This window comes from Alteromonas sp. ABD4_190 (genome assembly GCF_056160105.1).
Genome location: NZ_JBSWWN010000001.1, coordinates 3,647,384 through 3,667,215 on the forward strand (window position 1 = coordinate 3,647,384; position 19,832 = coordinate 3,667,215).

The window sequence follows — 19,832 nt, forward strand, 5'->3', positions numbered from 1 at the left end:
GGCCTGTTGTGCGTTGGTGTACAGCAACGCACAACAGGCTCTTGCATGAACGCGTAAATAATAATATCAATAATCGCCGCTTTGTTAGCGCGTAAAAACGGTTGTGGAACTGTGTCAGAGCTTGTTGAAGAAAATAATAACAATAACGAGGTCTCAGTTGAGAAGGGGCTTGCGACACCTGTTCAGCAGCCGTTGCCACTTGCGTTTATTAATGGTGAAGCGCTAATTGAAAAGCCTGAAGATCTTTTCATTCCCCCCGATGCGCTAGAGGTCATATTAGAAACCTTCGAAGGGCCGCTCGACTTACTACTTTATCTGATTAGAAAACAAAAGTTTGATATCACCACACTGCCCATCGCTGATGTTACCAAGCAGTATATGGAATATGTGGATGCCATGATGTCGCTAAAATTAGAGCTGGCGGCAGAGTACTTGCTGATGGCAGCCATATTGGCAGAAATTAAGTCCAGGCTTCTATTGCCTAAACGCAGTGACGATTCTGACGAAGAAGAAGACCCTCGCGCAGAGCTTATTCGCCGATTAAAAGAATACGAGCTAGTAAAGCAAGCGGCAGAAGATTTAGATATTCAGCCTAGACTTGAACGGGATATTTTCACCACTCACGTTGAACTAAGTGAGAATGTGGCGCCAATTCGCATTGAGCCCGACGTGTCTTTAGCCGAAATTGTATTGGCGTTCAGTGCGGCCATGAAACGCGCCGAAGCGTTTGAACACCATACCATTGCAAGGGAAGCACTGAGTACGCGAGAGCGTATGTCACTCATCTTATCGTTACTCACAACAACAGAATATACGCCGCTTGAACGCCTATTTACGGTTGAAGAAGGTAAAGCTGGCGTGGTGGTTTGCTTCTTAGCAATTTTAGAATTAGTAAAAGAACAGCTAATTTTATGCATTCAGGCAGGTCCTTATGCAAAAATTCATGTAAAATTAGGTGCCCATGAAGAAAATTAACACGGCGCAGCTTAAACAATTGGTAGAGGCAGCAATATTTGTTGCTGATAAACCTATTTCAAAGCAGCATTTAAAAGAAACGGTACTTAATGAGTTTACCGTCGCTGATAGAACCTTGAGTAAGGTGATTAACGAACTAAAGTTAGACTATCAGCCAAGAGGCATTCAATTGGTGGAAGTAGCAAGTGGCTATCGCTTTCAATCGTTAGATGCGTTAAGCCCGTGGTTAAGCAAATTGTGGCAGGAAAATGCGCCAAAGTATTCTAGAGCAATGCTCGAAACCTTGGCACTCATTGCCTATCGTCAACCTATAACCCGCGGAGAAATAGAGCAGGTCAGGGGCGTGGCGGTAAGCAGTAATATTATAAAGACACTCACAGAACGAGACTGGGTAAAGGTAGTAGGTCACAAAGAAGTGCCTGGGCGACCAGCGCTTTATGCAACTACCAAAGGCTTTTTGGACTATTTTTCGATGACGTCGTTGAGCGATTTGCCCAATGCTGACGTTTTCGAAAACATGGCTGAAAGCGTTGCGTCAGACTCGCCGCTTAAGGTGTTAAATGAGGCACCGTCCGAATAGACCGTGCGACCGTAAACAAGCAATTAAAGAGTGAAAACCCATGACTGAAAAGTTGCAAAAAGTACTGGCTAACCAAGGGCTAGGCTCGCGACGAGAAATGGAACGTTGGATTGAAGAAGGCCGAGTATCGGTCGATGGCACCAAAGCAACATTAGGAGATAGAGTCGATCACACCGCACAAATTCGTGTTGATGGTCATTTGTTATCTCGCCAGACAGAACAGCCAATTTGCCGTGTGTTGATGTACAACAAACCCGAAGGTGAATTGTGTAGCCGTCACGACCCTGAAGGTCGCGATACGGTATTTGACCGCCTTCCCGCCATTCGATTAGGGCGCTGGATCACCGTTGGTCGTCTAGACATGAACACCAGTGGCCTGCTGTTATTCACCAACGATGGTGAACTGGCCAACCGCTTAATGCACCCTAAGTGCGAAGTAGAACGCGAGTACGCAGTGCGTGTATTCGGTGAGGTAACGGGCAAAACGCTACATACCCTTCAAAAAGGTGTAGAGCTGGAAGACGGCGAAGCAAAGTTCCTGACAATTTCAGGAGCGCCTACGCCGCAGCATGCTGAAGATGAAAGCATGAACCGTTGGTACAATGTGACGTTGAAAGAAGGGCGTAACCGAGAAGTTCGTCGTCTTTGGGAATCGCAAGGCGTTCAAGTCAGCCGTTTGATCCGCGTGAAGTATGGTCCAATCGAACTGCAAAAGCGCCTACCGCAAGGGGCGTGGGTAGAGCTAGGTCTAGAAGATGTGAATGCCCTTCGTAGCCATGTTCAACTGCCGGATGAAACGCAAACTATGGTTAATGTACGCCAGGGTAAACTTGACCACGCCCGCTTAAGTCGCATGCGCCGTTCGGTTAAAAAGCATAAAGTGCGTAAGCAGCAAGGCTTGAATAAACGTGCTGGACGTCCAGGCAAACGTAAATAGTATTTATCGATATCTATGTGAATACTTAAGGCCGCGAGCAAATGCTAGCGGCTTTTTTATACCAGTGTTTGATACAAGTCCAATAACAACCAGAGTTGCCTAATTAACCCTATTAATCATTAAGCGCGTTTCGATCTTCTTTTCAAACCGTGGCGTAGGAAATGACGAATCAGCTACGTCAAGTAGTTAAAGGCACACGGAATAGGAGATTGTTATGAAAGACATGCCTCAACTAGGAATGGGAACGTTTCGGTTAAAAGGTGATGAGGCCCGTGAATCAGTAAGTAAAGCCCTAAAAGTAGGGTTTAGGCACATCGATACCGCACAAATCTATGATAACGAAGCTGAAGTTGGCGATGCCATAAAAACAAGCGGGCTAGATAGAAGCGAATTATTCGTTACCACTAAAGTGTGGCACGAATCTTTGGGCGACGGTCACTTTATACCCAGTGTTCACGAAAGCTTAGAAAAGCTGAAGCTAGAGTATGTAGATTTACTTCTCATTCATTGGCCGTATCCAGGAAATGATATTTCACTAGAGAGTTACTTAGGCAATCTTGCCAAGGCGAAAGAGCTAGGACTTACGCGTCATATAGGGGTATCTAATTTCACTATCGATTTGTTAAACAAGGCTGAAGAAATTTTAGGTGAAGGCGAAATTTACACCAATCAAATTGAAATTCATCCTTTCATGCAAAACAAAAAAGTTGTGGAAGCTGGCAAGGAAAAAGGCATTAGAGCTACCGCGTATATGCCGTTTGCTGTTGGAAAAGTAATGAAAGACGGAACGCTTTTAAACATTGCTCAAGACCATAATGCTACGCCGGCGCAAGTGGTATTGGCGTGGATGGAAAAACGTCACATTTACGCGATTCCTTCATCAACCAGTGAATTACACCTAGCGGAAAATTTAGCTTATGGTGGTGTTAAACTTAGTGAAGAAGAGCTTATTCTTATTGACGACCTGGATAATGGCGAACGTATTGTTAACCCCGATTTTGCGCCCAGCTGGGATTAAGGCTTAACAAAGCTAGCATTTTGTTAGGGTGTATATAATACGGTGAATAAGGCTAGCGTAAGTTTACTAACCTTGTCTTGTTTCGTTGTATTCGACATCAATTTAAGGCCGCTTTATTGGTTACATCCGCGGCCTTTTAACACTTCTTATTTCAGCAAATAAAATTGACTCAGTGATTAGGGGAATGGTGAGTTCGTTGAAAAAGGCCTTTTTCAGAAAAGCTTTGTTCAAAAAAATGCCGTTTACATAAGCTTAATTTATAAAGCTTTCATTCATAAAAGCTTCCATTCATAAAGGCATCGGCTAAATCGTTAAACACTTTGAGCGACGGGTTCAATCTCTTTGATTACTTTGGCTGGGTTACCGCCTATGACTAGGTTATCTCCAAAAGATCTGGTTACCACCGCGCCAGAAGCCACAACCACATTATCACCCAATGTCACACCAGGGTTTATCACGGCCATCCCACCAATCCAGCAGTTATTGCCGAGAGTAATAGGCTTGGCGAACTCTATACCTGTTGCTCTTTGCGCGGGGTCTATAGGGTGGGTGGCTGTATAAAGCCCTACTTGAGGCGCAATCATACAGTTGTCACCAATCGTCACCTTTGCCGCATCCAAAATGACACAATTAAAATTGGCATAAAAGTTTTCGCCAACGTGGATATTTTCGCCGTAATCGCATTTAAACGAAGACTCGATGTATAGTCTTTTTCCTGTGCTGCCAAACAATTGTTTTAGCAATCTAGTACGCTTTTTGTGGTCACTTTGACAAGTTGCATTAAGCTCGTCTAATTGAATACGGCATTGCTTACGCAACGCCGTTAAAGTTTTGTCTGACGGGTAATATAAATCGCCAGCGAGCATTTTTTCATGTTCAGTCATGTATTTCCGAAACATTGAGCTTTGTTGTTAAAGCGGCTACGTTACTTTGCACCGCCGTAGCTTACAACGACTTTTTGCTTTAGTTCATCGCTCTCAATATCTAAATTTACAGGGCGGTGCAAAACAATGCTGCCGTCCACAGTAACCGATGCACTAATCGATAGGGTAGGTTTGTTATCTGATTTCTTGCCCCAAGAGCTTTCACTTTCCTTATATACGATATCGCCTAAAACGTGAGAAGAGCCAGACAAAGTAATATCGCCGTTGAGTGTTTTGATGTGTTTTTCAATGGTTGTATCAACGGCTGTTATGTCTCCATTCACTGTTTCAACGCTACCGCCAATTGTACTTTGCGTAGGAAGCGTAACATTTCCATTCACGGTCTCTACACTCTTAAGCACACTGAGGTGTGAAGTTGCACTTACATCGCCATTTACAATGTCGATATTTCGGACAGACACATGGCTACCCATTTCAAGATTGCCGTTAACGATGCTGACTTCATCCGCGCCACCATGATCGCTAATTTCCACATTGCCATTAACAGAAGAAATATCGCCAGCGTGTTTCCCTTCAGCTATGTCAATGTTGCCTAGAATAGAACTGAAATCGCTGCCTTCTAATGCGCTAGCGTCGCCAACATGGATAACGCAGCCAGTAAGCAAAGAGGCTGAAAGCAACATAGCTGCACTAGCAATAATAGACTTTTTCATATTCTTTTATCCTTGATTGTTTCATAAATACTTAATAACACGCTTTAACGGTTTTGATATCAAACACAAATTTTGTTGTGCATTTATGAAATACATATCACGTATCATGCCACTCTTAAAAAGCATTTAAAATCAGAGGGTTAGTTTAATATGCTAAAGGGGGGAACTGGCTCAATGGTGTAATAACTAATTTTATAGTTTCATCTGCCACCGGATGGCGAATTTGACCATTCTCCACCACATGGCCCTAAGCTCAGAAGGGGACAGACACTCGCTTGAAGAAATTATTTAGAGGAATGGACAGACACTCAATGTGAATACATCTTTTTGGTTACAAGCTGCTTTTTTGAGTGTGTGTCCAAGAAGTACAGGTAGGAATTTGAGTGTGTGTCCAGTGAGGACAGGGTGGGTTTTAGCCTATGTGATTGTCCGTCCTCGAATTGTATTTGGTCACAAGCCGTTTTTTAAGTGTGTGTCTAAGAAGTACAGGTAGCTATTTGAGTGTGTGTCCAACGAGTACAGGCAAGGTATTAGCCTTTGCGAGTGTCTGTCCTCGAATTTTAATAGTATGTTGGTATATATGGTTTTTACTTTTTAGTGAGGTTAGATGGCGATGATAAAGATTTATCACAACCCAGAGTGCGGCACGTCTAGGAATGTACTGGCGGTGATCAAGGCCGCTGGGTATGAGGTGCAGGTTATTGAGTATTTACGTGTTGGGTGGGAACGTGAACAACTAACTTATTTATTGAATGCAGCTAACCTTAACCCTCGACAAGCGCTTCGCACAACAAAGTCGCCTGCTGCTGAATTAGGGTTACTTGATGAAACAGTGAGTAACGAAATCATCTTTGAATTGATGCTGGAACATCCCATCTTAGTGAATAGGCCTATTGTTTGCATTCCCAAAGATGAACACGAAAAAGCAGTTTCTTTACCTCTTGGGATAGTTGAAGGTAATTCCTATTCTGATAACGCGAAAGAAACAGTGAAGTTATGCCGTCCAAGTGAAGCTGTACTGGATATTTTGCCTGTATGGCCACAAGGCCCTTTTGCTAAAGAAGACGGAACACCACTTATAGACCAAGATGGTAAACGAGTAATTTAAACGGAGTAGTTTATGCAGGACAAGTACACGCAATTGAATAAGGCTAAAAGGCTTGCATTGGCCTGTTTGATCTTTGCCGCAAGTGTATTTGTTTTAACAGTTTTACTTCCTAAGTTTTATCCAAACTTGCAAGGAGCATGGTGGTTGGGGCTTATTAAGATGGCTAGTGAGGCGGCGCTCATCGGTGGTCTAGCTGACTGGTTTGCAGTGACGGCATTATTTAAGCCAATTCCAGCGAAGTACCCCATTCCGCACACCAATATCGTGGCTAGTAACAAGTCTGTTATTGCTAATAATCTGTCATTGTTCGTTAAAGAAAAGTTCTTTCATCCCGAAGCAATAGAAAAGCTAATTCGGGACAGTGACCCTGCAAAGGGCGCGGGAAGGTGGTTGTCACAAGATAGGAACGCTACTCGTTTAAGTCGCTTTCTATGCGATGCTTTTGCAGGCGTTCTTCGCGTGCTCGATGACAAACCTGTGAAAGCGTTTATCGCTAAAACCGCACAGAAGGGCATTAACCAACTTGATCTTAGGCAATTGATGGCAACCTCGTTAAGCGCCGTTACGAAAGATCGCCAGCATCAGGTAGTGCTTGATAGGGTGTTAGGGAAATTGGCCTCACTGCTTGCAGAGCCAGAAACCCAAATCTACATAGCAGATACGTTAGTAGTCTGGCTAAAAACCGAATACAGTCGTATTGAAAAGCTATTGCCGTCTAGTTGGCTAAGCGAGCAGGGGGCACTCATTGCTGTTAAAGCGGTTTCAAGTATTTTGGAAGATGTATACGAAGATGAGCATCACCCCATTCGCCATGCATTTGATGAGCAAGTACACGAATTTCTTTACGAACTACAGCACAGCCCGTTAATGGAGAAAAAGGTAAACAGCTATCGGGAAAAAATTATTAGTGACCCAGCGTTAAACGCGTATGTTCAGCAATCATGGGCCAAGTTTCATCAATGGCTTTTAAGGTCTCTTGAAGAGCAAAATGGTAAAGCAGAAACAAAAGCGTCAGGTCTTCTAAAAGATTTGGGCACCACGTTGACGCAAGATAGTGAATTAGCAAAGGCTTTCAATAAACATATCGGGGAAGCGGCTAAATACATGGCGCCTGAGTTGGCTGAATTTCTAACCCGTCACATTCGCGACACCATCAATAGTTGGGATGAACGTGAAATGGCTGAGCAGGTAGAGTTGAATATTGGCCGCGATCTTCAAAAAGTTCGCATAAACGGCACGATTGTAGGCGGGTTGATAGGTGCAATATTGTTTGGCATAGAGGCACTGCTTGGCCTCTAGTCATTTATTTAAGCAAGTCGCATTAGCAGGTGTGGGTATGAATAGCTTAAGTGTCTCTGGTAATCAGCGCTAAAACGCAAACAATAAAGCAACCATTTAAACGCTTTGTATTGGAAACGAATCTAAAAAAAGTCTACTTCGCCGTTAGTGCAAATACCAAATTATCAGCGTCTACTTTGCCTTTCAAACCGCCTTCAAGCACAGAGCGCTCTAACCTTTTAATGTCGTAGTCGCCAGCGTAGAGTGAATCAACGGTTTTTTCGTTTACGCTAAAGGGAGGGCCGGCCATTTCATTCTGGTCATACTCGAAAGAAATGATTAGCTGGGGGGCACATTGAGTAATGGCCGTTAAATGCGCAGCATATTGCTCGCGAAGCGGGCTAGGCAGCGCGACTAAAGCGGCTCTATCGTAAATGCCCGTAACGTCACCTAAGTCGCTTGATGTAAGTTTAAAGATATCACCTACGTAAATGGTTAAACCGTCTTTAGCGTAAACTTTACCGTTGGAAGTAGTGGTAACGGTAGGCTCTACACCTAACTCTTCAAACAGCTGTATAATAGCCACTTCGCTTAGCTCAGCACCAACCACTTCACAACCCTTGGAGAGTAACCAACCAATATCACGCGTCTTTCCACATAATGGTACAAAAATGCGCTTTAAAGATGTGCTAGGAATATCGTCGCCAACCAGAAAAGACGCATACTTTACCAGAAGTGCATTCCCTTCAGGTTCGTGAAATCCAATCTCGTTCTTTTGCCATTTACTGTGCCAAAAACTATGTTCCATATAAACCTCAAGTAGGTAAGCGATATATCTAAAAAACAGGCGTTTTTATGAAGGGTATTAGAAACAAAAAAGGTAGCGAGAAACGCTACCTTTTAAACAAAATTAGTCATCAAGCGGTGTATTGAAGTCTTCAGATAACTCGAAGTCACCTTCAACCGTTGTCACTTTGTTGTCTACAAAGTTAATCACCATTTGCTTTTGAAAATCTTCACCACGCTTTTTCATACCGCGCTTCATATCGTAAACGTAGTACCAAGTATCATCGTCGAATGAGTCTTGAACAACAGGGTTACCTAGTACATAAATAACTTGTTCTTTTGTCATTCCAACGCGCAGCTTTTCCACATCTCTTTGATCAAGGAAGTTTCCTTGAGGAACGTCGATTCTATAAATCCAGTTCGAGCAAGCGGTTGATGTTAGTGTGATACCAAGAATTACTAATAGGTGTTGCAACTTCATGCGTTAATTTGTCCAGTATTGCCTTTGTTAGTGTCAATGAACTTCGCTAAAGCGAATTTCGAGACTGTTTTATTGCAAGCGCGAAGGCATGCTACATTGACAACTATGACCAATCAACTGCATTTTAGTTCGATGCTGCGCTTTTAAGCAGTTCTTTTGCATTCGCTAGCGCCGATTTGGTTACTTTATCACCGGCTAACAGTCTTGCAAGCTCATCGATCCTGTCTTGCTTAGTCAGCGCCAACATCTGGGTTTCAGTACTTTCCCCGTCGGTAAGCTTGGTAACAAACAATTGATTATGTGCCTGTGCCGCTACTTGAGGTAGATGGGTAACACACATTACTTGCGATTGTTTACCTAATTTACGTAAAAGTCCGCCAACGATTGATGCTGTTGGGCCGCTAATGCCCGTATCGACTTCATCGAAAATCATAGTAGGGGTAGCGTGATGGCCGCTCGCGATAACCTGAATAGCCAGTCCTATACGAGAAAGTTCACCACCTGATACGACTTTTTCTAATTTGTCTGCATCTTGACCAGGGTTGGTAGACACTTTAAATTCTACGGTATCTAGACCTGTGCTCACCGGCTTCTTAAGTTCGTCGTATTGAATCTGAATATCCACTTTTGCGTGGGGCATATTCATTTGGCGAATTTGCACTTCAATATCTTCGCTTAGCTTACCAGCAGCACGTTGCCTGCTCTCAGAAAGCGCTTTGGTCGCGGTTAAATACGTTGCTCGTGCTTCTTCTACTTCGCCTTCAAGCGTACCTAACAGTGTTTCCTGTTCCGATAAAGCATTGAATTCGGCGGCTAGCTCTTGGTGATGCTGATAAAGTCCTTCTGGCATCACAGTATGTTTACGGGCAAGTTCCATCGCCTTCGCATAGCGCGCCTCAACTTGCTGTAAGCGAAGTGGGTCAATCTCTAAGTGATCGCAGTAGCTACGCAGCTCTCCCGCAGCTTCTTCTACTTGAATTGCTGCATCATTAAGCATTGTAATGATTGGCGTTAAACTAGCGTCGTGCGCCTCTAATTCGCCTAAACGTTCAATACTGCTTTGTATAACTGACAGTGCGTTGCCTTCATCGCTTTCATATAAGTTATATACGCTGGTCTGTGCTTGCTCTAAAAGGCTTTGCCCGTTACTAAGGCGTTTGTGCTCTATTTCTAACTCCTCAAATTCACCCTCTTCAATGGCGAATTCATCAAGTTCTTGAACCTGATAAGTTAGTAGCTGAATTCTGTCTTCGCGCTGCTGGGCTTGTTCTTGAAGCGCCTTTAATGTGCGTTGCTTATCACGCCAAAGAGAGTAGGTTTCTCTAACTTGCACTAATATGTCGTTGTGCTTAGCGTAACCATCAACTAATTCTCTTTGATGGTCTTCTTTCAGCAGCTGTAGGTGAGTATTTTGACCGTGAATGGCCAACAAAAACTGGCCTAAACCTTTTAACTGCTGAAGTGAGGCGGGAATACCGTTGATAAAAGCTTTTGAACGGCCTTCCTTTGAAATAACTCTGCGAATAAAGCAGCTATTCTCATCTTCATCTGAGGTGAGCTCATGTTCATCGAGGAAGGCTTTAGCTAATACATTGCCGTTTAAAGAAAAGTGAGCAATGATTTCCGCTTTTGCACTACCTTTTCGCACGGCATTTGCGTCGGCACGTTCACCTAAGCACAAGCTTAACGCATCAATAGCAATTGATTTACCCGCACCGGTTTCACCCGTGATTGCAGTAAGCCCGTTTTCCAGTTGAACCGATAATTGTTTTACAACAGCAAAATTAGAAATAGAAAGATGCGCTAACATAACCACACTCGAAAAAGTTGAACATGATGATATATACAGTAACTGATAATATATACAGTATTTTGGCTGTGTAAAGCTAAGTCGGGAAAAAATTGCGTTAAAATGGAGGGGGATGCTAACAAAACTCATAAAATCAATATCATAAGTTTAGCGACTTTTGTGATGTTATGAGTAACCTGAAGATGTGAAACAATGGAAATGCGTGCTTTACAGAAATTTATACAGTACTAATCTACGTGAAATTTGATAGCTAAAAGCCTGTCTATAAAATGGTGAGTAGTCCAATACGTTGACTGCACTAAAGCTTTTAATAAACCAAACAGCAAAAAGGAGAGCCTAAGCTCTCCTTTGAAATTCTAACTATAGATAGTTAGATTAGTGTATAAAATTCAATGATTAGAGGCTATTGCTGCAATTCACCGCTGCCAGACTCAATGTGTGCGCGCACAAACCACTGAAACTGTTCTAAGTCTGCCAGTTGGCCAGTAATCATATCTTCTGATACTGGGTCAATTTCACCTAAAAGCTCTAACGCTTTTCTATGGTCACCATTTACACCGTCATATACGGCATCCAGCGCCTTAAGGTGGTCAAGTACTAAACCTTTACCCAACTCATAATCGTTCCAGCTGCGACCTTCAACAATGGCTTTCGGTGTACCTTTTGGTACGCCACCTAACGTGGCAATTCGCTCTGCAATTGTGTCGGTCATTTCGCGTACCGCATCTACCTGCGGATCCAACATCTCATGCACGCCAATAAAATTTGGTCCTACTACATTCCAATGAATGTGCTTCAACGTTAACTGTAAATCTAATAGTGCAACCAATCGCTGATCCAATACCTTGATTGTTTTGGCAGCTGCATCGTTATCCATTCCAGGGGCTGTAAATTTGATATTGGTGTTACTCATGATATCTCCTATTGAACGCAAATAAGTCAGCGGGATGCGAAACATCATTTAGGCCAAATAACAAAGACCTTGTGCTGACGACTTGTTATGATAGGTGCAACAGGTATGCCGAAAACTTATATTTCTATAAGTCTTGGTTTTCGTTAAGGAAATTAGAGAAGATTAAAAAATCTTTATTTTTCAAGCCTGTAGCAATCAAGAAAATGCTACAGGCTTATGTAATAAATGCACATGGAATCAACTAAATGGAGCAGGGAGGTTAGTAAAGCTTACTACCCCAACCTAACTTTTTACGAAGTACATTGAAGTAGCTGTAGCCCTTAGGGTGAACAAGATGGAGTTTGTCTACGCTTTTGTTTATTCGAATTTCATCGCCAGGTAGCACCGGCAGAACAATATGGCTATCGCAACTCACTTGTAGCGAGTCACTATTAACCTTTGATACTTTCATCGATACCTGACTGTCAGCATCAACAACGATTGGACGGCTGCTAAGTGTGTGAGGAAACATGGGTACCAACGTAAGTGCATCTAGCTTGGGCATAATAATAGGGCCGCCCGCTGATAAAGAGTAAGCCGTTGAACCTGTAGGTGTGGCTACTATTAATCCGTCGCTGCGCTGACTGAATACAAATTGCTCATCGATGTAAATTTCAAATTCCATCATATGGGCAACTTTTCCGTGGTGAAGTACCACTTCGTTTACAGCAGAGTTGTTACTTTTAAGTTTTTCGTGTCGATAAACTTCTACTTCAAGTAAGAAGCGCTCTTCTACTACGCATTCACCGTTAAAGATAAGGTCAAGTTGTTGAACGATATCATCAGGGTGAATGTCGGTTAAAAAGCCGAGGTTTCCGCGGTTTACACCGACAACGTGAATGTCAAAGCGAGCGAGCACACGTGCTGCACCAAGCATGCTGCCGTCACCGCCTACCACAACGGCGAGGTCAGCCTCTTTGCCAATAGTGACAAGGTTACAGCTTTTGAAGTTTTCGGTTTCAAGTTCTTCAGCAATACTTTCCTCAACCAATAATTTACAGCCTTTTGCCAATAAATATTCGGCAAGAATGTTCAGGCTGTCGTGGGTTGCAGCGTGCTGAGGTTTTCCAATTAAAGCAACGGTTTGATAGGGCATGGAATGCTAATGTCCTTTCATTTCCAATGGTTGGACATTAGCACAGGTTTTTTGCAAAAGAAAAGCGTTAAACGGCACACAGCGCAAGGTTTAGCGATCTTCTAACCGATTATAGTCGAGAAGACCGCCTTCAATAGGGTAGCGCTCGCTAGACCATTGCATTAATTTATCACTAAACGCCCAAAAGTTAGGGTTGGTTCGGCGCATGCCAACATCGTCGAGCAAGGCTTTGTAATCGGCTTCGCTTTTAATGGACTTAAGCTTCTCAATCGAAGACGTTATTTCTGAGGCATTGATATACCAGAATGCGTCAGGGTAACTGCCCAACAAACCATGAACTAGCGTGATTGAATCTTTAGAAGGCTCCCGGTTTTCCTCTTCTTCAAATAGGCTATTTACATTGTAATGCGCGCTATTTCTAAGGGCAGTGAACACATCAATGTTGTCTGGGTTCTTGTCGTCTTGAATCACAATCATGGTAGTTTCAGGCATCAACGTCGCTTGTTGAGCAGGAAGCGAATCTAAGCGCTTTAATGCTTGGAACTGTTCAACTGATAGCAAACGTTCATTGTAGGTTGAGGCATTCGGTTGAACTTTAGCCAAGTATTGCGATAACAATTGATAAAGTTCTTGTTGAGGATTATCTGTTTCGAACGCTATGCCAGAAGGTTGTTCGAAACTGTTGATATCACCTTCCAAATAATCGGTAAGTTCAGGGCTTGCATTTTGATACCAATCGTCGAGAAGGTCATGGCGGGTAGTTGGAGGAAGTAGATTAAGGAAGTTCGATTCACCTTCCATGCGCAAGAAATCCATGTACAAACGGGTCAATAACTGATGGCCATAATTGCCGTAAACATCAAAGCCAGCCACAAGCAAATAGTGAATGCGCTCTAACAAGGCATAGTCAATCACCCATGCTGTTTTAGTGGGCTGGCCAACCATCCCCTTAACAACTGTGGCATTATCGAAATGACGAAATACGGTTAAGCTGGCATTAGTATTATCGCCGTCGCCATCCCATATACTCGACACACTCAAATGCTCTTCATTTTTGAATTCATTGTTCAAAAAGGTGGTTCTTGCACGCATATATTCGCCTTGGCGCTTTGCGTATTTAACCCAGTTTACCGCAAGGGCTGAGCTATCTTTTTCAGCGGGAAGGTGAAGGTTTTCTTTTTGAGAAGCGTAAAAAGCATTCACTTTCTCAGATGCTGCAATGTCTGGGTCGACAAAGAACACCCAGAATCGATCGTTAATGACGTTAAGCGCGACTTGGCCTCTGCACACGGGACCTTTGATATAACCCATGATGGTGTTTTGCGCACGCTCAAGCATAAATCGATAACGACTTTCTACTGGCAATAAGGTAAAGGCCGTTAATGGGTTGGCCGCCACTTGGGGTTTGTATGATGGCAATGTTTCTACAGAAAATTCTGCGTCGACAAACCACGATTGCCATTTATCCATCAGTGTTTTATTAATGGCGTACGCTTGATGTGTTTTACTCACAATAGTTGAATGCACTGGCTGTAGACGATAGTAAACGCGCTCGACCTCTGGATCGTCGAAGGGTCTGCGAGTAGCAATAATATCTAACGCTTGTCCGGGGGGTGTACGTGAGCGCACTAGATTAAAAAACTGAGGCGTTTTACCTTTTTCTGAAATATCTTCGAAATAGAGGTGAGACGTAAACAAGTGTTCGTAAATATAGCGTGCGGAAAGCTGCATCTCATTGCTATCCCCATTAAGCCACACTTCCAAATCAGTTATGTTCTCATTCAGCTCTTGTGAGAGCGCTTTGGGTAAAGGTAACGGCGCACCATGGTTTAACCACTGAATGAGTGTAGTGTGCTCTGCATCCGACAGGGCTGGCAGTGCGTAGGGCATGCCTCCCAGGGGCTGGCCTGCTATGTACCCGCCCATTTCATCTATTGTTGGGCATTGGTTTTGTCGATTTAAGCTTATATCGAAACTGTCACCTAAATGAGCGGTGTTGGGCAAAGGGTGCTGTTTTTTTAGCAAAAGCATTTGTGCTAGCACCGAAGATTGGGTCGGCGAAGTGTTAGGTTTTTCTTTCGATTCTAGCACGTCGAAAAAGCCACGCTCTCGCCATGCGTCTACGTTGTGGGCGTCGAGAAACATTCTATTGGGTTGGGCAGCGGTGAGTCGTGTTCCTTCATAGACTTTTTCTTTGTTAGCACCTCTGGCTATACCTTCTGGAGATGACATTTTTAGTTGGCATGGCGCATCGTAGCAGGCGTGGCAGACAACACAGCGCTGCGTTAGTACTGGGTTTACTTGTGTATCAAAGAAATTGTCGGGCAAATTCTCCATGGCGGGCATGACGTTGTTTGATGAAAGTAAAGGAGCGTCAGGTTTCGGCCATTGCCATATCGCTATAGCGATAATTGCTATCAGCAACGAAATCATACCGAGTTTCTTCATAATCGTAGTCCACAGAAAAGTTCTAATCAGTTTATCACTCATTTCACGTACGGTGATGTTAATAATTAACCATTAACGCTTGGCAATGGAAACAACCACGCATTTGTATCTATTTGGAGGAAAGCTGGAGAGGTAGTGGGGCGGTAACATTATTTTTACATTGCCATTGCTTTAGGCATGTCGGAAGGTATGCTGGTGAAAAGCAACCATAGGAGGGAAGCATGTCTCATCAAATTATTTTGCCTAGAGTGATGCACATAGGGAAGGGCGCGAGTCAGCGGGTAGCTGAAACGCTCAAAGGCCTTAACTGTAGCAAGCCATTATTGGTTACCGATAAGGTGATGGTTGAATTGGGATATAGCGCTGCCATGGTGCAAGTGCTGGAAGAGGCAGGAATAAGCGCCGATGTATTCTCAGATACGGTGCCAGAACCCACGGTGAGGTCTATTGATCGTGGAGTAGACGCCTTCAAAACCCAAGCTTATGACAGCATCATTGCTTTAGGTGGCGGAAGCCCCATCGATAGCGCAAAAGCCATTGCCATATTGGGCAAATACGGCGGCGAAATGCGAGACTACAAATTCCCGCGGGTTGTAGATGACGCGGGACTGCCGATCATTGCTATTCCCACAACAGCGGGAACGGGCTCAGAAGCAACCCGGTTTACCATTATCACCGACGAAGATACCACAGAAAAAATGTTGTGTGTTGGTTTAGGGTTTATGCCAACGGCAGCCTTAGTCGATTATTCATTAACGCAAAGTTTGCCTGCCCGCGTAACAGCCGATACAGGCATAGATGCGCTTACTCACGCTATTGAAGCGTTTGTTAGCCGCAAAGCCAATCTTTACAGTGATGCACAGGCGTTATCAGCCATGGCGTTAATTGCGCCTAATCTACGCACTGTATTTGCAGATCCAACAAATGAAACGGCAAGAGAATCAATGATGCTGGGCTCAACGCTCGCGGGTATTGCTTTTTCAAATGCGTCAGTGGCCCTTGTTCATGGAATGAGCCGACCCATAGGCGCAGCCTTTCATGTGCCTCACGGCTTGTCTAACGCCATGTTGTTGCCCGCGGTTACCGCCTTTTCTATTCCAAGTGCCTCAGTGCGTTATGCACAATGTGCTCGCGCCATGGGTGTTGCTACGCAAAGTGACTCAGATGAGGTGGCGAATCAAAAGCTTATCGACGAACTAAAAGCGCTCAATGCAGATTTGCAGGTGCCTACGCCTGCCGACTTCGGTATTGATAAAGAGGCATTTTTTGCAGCGACTTCAACAATGGCTGAACAAGCTTTGGCATCAGGTTCTCCCGGTAATAATCCACGCATCCCTACCATTGAAGAAATGGTTGCCATCTACGTATCGCTTTGGGAATAGCGCTTTTGCGAAAACATTAAACGAAAAAAGACTGCTTATTGCAGTCTTTTTAATACGAAACGGCACGCTACAACTACCAATAGTAAAGTGCTATAGGCACAGTCAACTATCGTGCCGTCCAGCCCCCATCAAGTACCATGGTTTGCCCAGTTATATTGCGAGCACTGGGTGACATTAAGAAGCTTGCGGTATCTGCAAGCTCTTCAACGCTAACAAACTGTTTTTTAGGCATGGGTTCTAGCATGATTTTTGTTATTACCTCTTCCTCGGTGAGGTTATTCTCTTTCGCCTGTGCTGTAATTTGTTGTTCTACCAAGGGCGTTTTAACATACGCAGGGCAGAGAGTGTTAATTGTTACATCACAGTCACCCGTTTCAAGAGCGATGGTTTTTGCAAACCCTAACAGCCCGTGCTTCGCCGCTACATAAGCAGATTTATAGGGCGAGGCTACCAACGAGTGAATAGAGCCTACATTAATAATGCGCCCGTAATTTTGCTTACGCATGGCAGGTAAAAACGCTTGGGTTAAAAGAGCTGGGCCAACAAGCATGATATTTATAAGCTGCTGCCACTTATCTGCAGGGAAGTCTTCGATGCGTGAAACGTGCTGAATACCAGCATTGTTTATAAGCACATCAACGGTATGTTTCCCTAGTACCTCAGGTAGCGCTGCGACTTGCTCTGCATCGCACACATCTACCGCTACTGCGCTGGCCGAGCCGTCTAAATGAGCAAGTTTAGTTACAGCTTCTTTTGCCGCTTGCTCGTTTATGTCGGCAATGATCACATGATGCCCTTGTTTCATCATTGACTCTGCTATACCAAAGCCAATACCGCTTGCTCCCCCCGTGATAAATATCGTTCGCTTACTCATTGTTACTTCCGTTTGATTTATTTAATGAAGGTGCACTATTTAATGAAAACAGCAGCTGTTTCACTGCGTTTATTTGTGCGCCGTTCCTGTTGGCGTAATCGTCAGAGGCATAGCCCCACCAATCCCAACAGCCTTGTGGATTTAACGGCATGAATAACGACTTTTTAGTTTGCGGATAAAGCACAACAATATTGTTGTCATCAGCCCATTCATTAAGCCCTGTTTGGGTAGTGTAGGCATCGCCAACGGCATCGGCATACTGGTTACAGCCGTGGAAACTAATATGGGCTCTGCACGGCTCGCCTTGTGCACAGCTTTCAGGCACATACACAAAGCCTTCACTTGCTAATGTTTTTGCATCGCCACCCGCTATTTTTTGCTGATCAATTGAATGAATTTGCCCTGACAGTGACTCGTCGGGTGTCGAAACATCTTCAACGAGATGAGAGAGCATGGCACCTGCTGCATCGTAATCACAGTTTCCAATAAAGGGGCTCTCTGATTTCATGCAGTTAACCCCATTGTTTTTGGTGGGAAAGAGGTGTGCCATGGGTTTGTCATTGATATAGGCAATATTTTGTGTGTCTGTCCACAATTTGTATTGCTCAAATAATAAATCGCTCACTGGTGCAATCACTCTGGTGTCTTGCGTACCGTGAAAAAGCCAGACTTTTGCGTCTTTCATATTGGAAAGCGACGCAATCTTTCCCTCAGTTTCATACTGTTTGGCTTTTTCATTCAACGCTTCAAGGTTAATTTCTCCCTCTACCTTGTTCACGCACTGTGCCAGGGCAGTGGTTATATCACCTTGTGCACAGAAGTACGGACCACCAGCAATAACGCCAACGCCTTTTACCCAGTCGCTGTGTGCTAATTGAAATTGTGTTGCCATGTAACCGCCTGACGATAAGCCAGATACGGTAACGTTCGTTAAATCAATGGTGAGTGAAGGGAGCGCGTCTTGCGCAGATGACTCGTTACCGAATACCGGTACGCTAACGGCAAGTGCGCTTAATACAGACAGACAAAGCGCGTGGCGTAAAAAGGGGGTAGATTTTATCATTGCATTGCTGCCTTATCATTTTCCAAAAATTGGCGAATAGCCTGAGCTTGAGCGGATACATTGGTCACGCCTTCTAAGTGACCTAATTTGCCATTTAGCGTAACCAATGTGGTGTCGTTATTCATTGAAGTTAAACCTTGGTGTGCACTTTGCGATAAGTAGGGCATAAGTAGCAAATCAGTTTGGGCTGGAATAAACAGCGTTTTCGCCTTTATCGACGCCAGCCCTTGCTCAAGATTACCTTGATGCCCAGCAACGAAGAGCTGGCAAGCTCGAACCAAGTATAAAAGGTGGTTTGCGTCCATGGATTTTGCCCGGGTCTTTGCTCGCTCACGCAGCCAGTTCACAATACTGTGTGATTGACGTATGTCATTAAGCGGCGCCGACTCAACACTTTTATACCCTAACGTGTTGCCGGTTTGGTTAAAAAAGGAAGGGGTAAGGGCATTTTGCGTAATTAACATGAGCGAGGCAGCTAAGCCATTAAGGGGCGCTTGCTCTTTGGAATAAGCGCCGTTATTCCAGTTTTTATCTAGAGTGATTGGCGTTGCCCAGTGTTCCAATGCCGCGGTAGTCCATGCATCGCTTTGACCTGCGCCGATAACTGAAATCATACGTTCAACCCAGTCTGGGTAAGCGCTCGCCCAATCGATAGCCTGCATAGAGCCCATAGAAGGCCCAATAACCGCATACAGTTTGCTAATACCTAAGCTTTCAAGAAGTGCTTTTTGAACATTTACAAAGTCACGTATTGTCACGACGGGAAAGTCTAAGCCATAGGGTTTGCCTGTATCTGGATTTATTGACGTAGGACCGGTTGTAATAACGTGTGGGTCGTAAGCATTTAGATTGGCCAGCGTATCAACGCTTATTACATAAAAGCGGTCTGTATCAATCGCCTTGCCGGGGCCGATAATACTATCCCAGTAGCCTGGCGCTGAATCGTTATCATCGTACTTTCCAGCGGCATGAGAAGATCCAGAAAAATAGTGAGTAATCAGTATAACGTTACTCTTAGCATCATTGAGTGTTCCGTACGCCTCCCAGCCAACTTTTACGTTTTTAATTTGTTTACCACCAAAAGTTGTGAAATGTGGCATTTCAAAAGCGCGTTTTTTTACCATCAGCGAAGCGCTTGGCAAGGAAGCAACGGGCTCAGAAGTAGGTGCTTTTGAAGAACTGAGCAATGGCGATGTATCTTCGAGTTCGCCAGCAATGCCCTGGCAATGTACCGTCAACATTAGCGTGGCAAATAATCCTACCAATGAGCGCTGCTTTTTAACTAAAAACACCTCAACCAAATTTGCTAATGCTAACGGTTTCTGCACTCGTTGTGAGCCCGGCTGTTTCAATAGCTTATTGGTGCCTTTGCTCTTATTCCACACTAACGTGGAAGTAAGCGTCTTTTTCCAATTCATACTTTCTTGTCCTTTTCTCAGACCGCATT

The 19,832-nt window shown here is 44.1% G+C and carries 18 protein-coding genes; 7 read left to right on the plus strand and 11 right to left on the minus strand.

Annotated elements, in window-relative coordinates:
* The first annotated feature begins 111 nt into the window (after nucleotides 1–111).
* From ACXAFM_RS15940 to dkgB, 4 genes are all read left to right on the plus strand, one after another.
* A complete protein-coding gene (locus ACXAFM_RS15940) occupies nucleotides 112–975 on the plus strand; it encodes a segregation and condensation protein A (protein ID WP_474835193.1) in 864 nt (287 codons plus the stop codon).
* On the plus strand, nucleotides 962–1,555 hold the full coding sequence (gene scpB, locus ACXAFM_RS15945) for an SMC-Scp complex subunit ScpB (RefSeq protein WP_474807721.1): 594 nt from the start codon (nucleotides 962–964) through the stop codon (nucleotides 1,553–1,555). Before ACXAFM_RS15940 ends, scpB begins: the two co-directional genes overlap by 14 nt.
* A gap of 40 nt (nucleotides 1,556–1,595) precedes the next feature.
* Nucleotides 1,596–2,492 (plus strand): 23S rRNA pseudouridine(2605) synthase RluB, encoded by an 897-nt coding sequence (gene rluB, locus ACXAFM_RS15950; RefSeq protein WP_136781075.1) that lies wholly within the window; start codon nucleotides 1,596–1,598, stop codon nucleotides 2,490–2,492.
* 214 nt (nucleotides 2,493–2,706) lie between these two features.
* The gene (dkgB, locus tag ACXAFM_RS15955) at nucleotides 2,707–3,510 is read left to right on the plus strand and encodes a 2,5-didehydrogluconate reductase DkgB (protein WP_474830791.1); all 804 of its coding nucleotides are present in this window, start codon (nucleotides 2,707–2,709) and stop codon (nucleotides 3,508–3,510) included.
* A gap of 311 nt (nucleotides 3,511–3,821) precedes the next feature.
* Here dkgB and ACXAFM_RS15960 read toward each other — a convergent pair whose 3' ends face one another.
* A complete protein-coding gene (locus tag ACXAFM_RS15960; protein ID WP_474835195.1) occupies nucleotides 3,822–4,394 on the minus strand; it encodes a sugar O-acetyltransferase in 573 nt (190 codons plus the stop codon).
* Nucleotides 4,395–4,435: 41 nt separating this feature from the next.
* Entirely contained in the window at nucleotides 4,436–5,107 is a 672-nt protein-coding gene (locus tag ACXAFM_RS15965; RefSeq protein WP_474835196.1) for a hypothetical protein, read from the minus strand.
* Nucleotides 5,108–5,720: 613 nt separating this feature from the next.
* Between ACXAFM_RS15965 and ACXAFM_RS15970 the strand changes: the two genes are divergently transcribed.
* Together ACXAFM_RS15970 and ACXAFM_RS15975 are read left to right on the plus strand one after the other, a co-directional pair.
* The gene (locus tag ACXAFM_RS15970) at nucleotides 5,721–6,215 is read left to right on the plus strand and encodes an arsenate reductase family protein (protein WP_474830797.1); all 495 of its coding nucleotides are present in this window, start codon (nucleotides 5,721–5,723) and stop codon (nucleotides 6,213–6,215) included.
* A 12-nt stretch (nucleotides 6,216–6,227) separates the two neighbouring features.
* On the plus strand, nucleotides 6,228–7,514 hold the full coding sequence (locus tag ACXAFM_RS15975; protein ID WP_474830799.1) for a DUF445 domain-containing protein: 1,287 nt from the start codon (nucleotides 6,228–6,230) through the stop codon (nucleotides 7,512–7,514).
* Between the two features lie 133 nt (nucleotides 7,515–7,647).
* Here ACXAFM_RS15975 and tmpT read toward each other — a convergent pair whose 3' ends face one another.
* The 6 genes from tmpT to ACXAFM_RS16005 form a co-directional block, all read right to left on the minus strand.
* Nucleotides 7,648–8,301, minus strand: coding sequence for a thiopurine S-methyltransferase (gene tmpT / locus ACXAFM_RS15980; RefSeq protein WP_474835198.1), 654 nt, complete (start codon nucleotides 8,299–8,301; stop codon nucleotides 7,648–7,650).
* Nucleotides 8,302–8,403: 102 nt separating this feature from the next.
* Nucleotides 8,404–8,760 (minus strand): outer membrane protein assembly factor BamE, encoded by a 357-nt coding sequence (locus tag ACXAFM_RS15985; RefSeq protein ID WP_474830803.1) that lies wholly within the window; start codon nucleotides 8,758–8,760, stop codon nucleotides 8,404–8,406.
* Between the two features lie 124 nt (nucleotides 8,761–8,884).
* Nucleotides 8,885–10,570, minus strand: coding sequence for a DNA repair protein RecN (gene recN, locus ACXAFM_RS15990; RefSeq protein WP_474830805.1), 1,686 nt, complete (start codon nucleotides 10,568–10,570; stop codon nucleotides 8,885–8,887).
* A 403-nt stretch (nucleotides 10,571–10,973) separates the two neighbouring features.
* Nucleotides 10,974–11,483, minus strand: coding sequence for a DNA starvation/stationary phase protection protein Dps (gene dps / locus ACXAFM_RS15995; protein WP_014976104.1), 510 nt, complete (start codon nucleotides 11,481–11,483; stop codon nucleotides 10,974–10,976).
* A gap of 259 nt (nucleotides 11,484–11,742) precedes the next feature.
* On the minus strand, nucleotides 11,743–12,618 hold the full coding sequence (nadK, locus tag ACXAFM_RS16000) for an NAD(+) kinase (RefSeq protein ID WP_014948959.1): 876 nt from the start codon (nucleotides 12,616–12,618) through the stop codon (nucleotides 11,743–11,745).
* 90 nt (nucleotides 12,619–12,708) lie between these two features.
* Complete coding sequence (locus tag ACXAFM_RS16005) at nucleotides 12,709–15,051, minus strand: fatty acid cis/trans isomerase (protein ID WP_474835563.1); 2,343 nt, start codon at nucleotides 15,049–15,051, stop codon at nucleotides 12,709–12,711.
* Nucleotides 15,052–15,287: 236 nt separating this feature from the next.
* On the opposite strand from ACXAFM_RS16005, the gene ACXAFM_RS16010 reads away from it, so the two are divergent.
* Nucleotides 15,288–16,448, plus strand: a complete 1,161-nt coding sequence (locus ACXAFM_RS16010; RefSeq protein ID WP_474835200.1) for an iron-containing alcohol dehydrogenase — start codon at nucleotides 15,288–15,290, stop codon at nucleotides 16,446–16,448.
* A gap of 106 nt (nucleotides 16,449–16,554) precedes the next feature.
* Here ACXAFM_RS16010 and ACXAFM_RS16015 read toward each other — a convergent pair whose 3' ends face one another.
* From ACXAFM_RS16015 to ACXAFM_RS16025, 3 genes are read right to left on the minus strand one after another with little or no spacing between them, the layout of a single operon-like run.
* A complete protein-coding gene (locus ACXAFM_RS16015; RefSeq protein WP_474835202.1) occupies nucleotides 16,555–17,322 on the minus strand; it encodes a 3-hydroxybutyrate dehydrogenase in 768 nt (255 codons plus the stop codon).
* Nucleotides 17,315–18,385 carry an extracellular catalytic domain type 2 short-chain-length polyhydroxyalkanoate depolymerase gene (locus ACXAFM_RS16020; RefSeq protein ID WP_474835204.1) on the minus strand — a complete coding sequence of 357 codons (1,071 nt, stop codon included), beginning with the start codon at nucleotides 18,383–18,385 and terminating at the stop codon, nucleotides 17,315–17,317. Before ACXAFM_RS16020 ends, ACXAFM_RS16015 begins: the two co-directional genes overlap by 8 nt.
* Nucleotides 18,382–19,803: an E22 family MetX-like putative esterase gene (locus tag ACXAFM_RS16025; RefSeq protein WP_474835206.1), complete on the minus strand. Its 1,422-nt coding sequence runs from the start codon at nucleotides 19,801–19,803 to the stop codon at nucleotides 18,382–18,384. The genes ACXAFM_RS16020 and ACXAFM_RS16025 overlap by 4 nt, the downstream gene beginning before the upstream one ends.
* Between the last annotated feature and the right edge of the window lie 29 nt (nucleotides 19,804–19,832).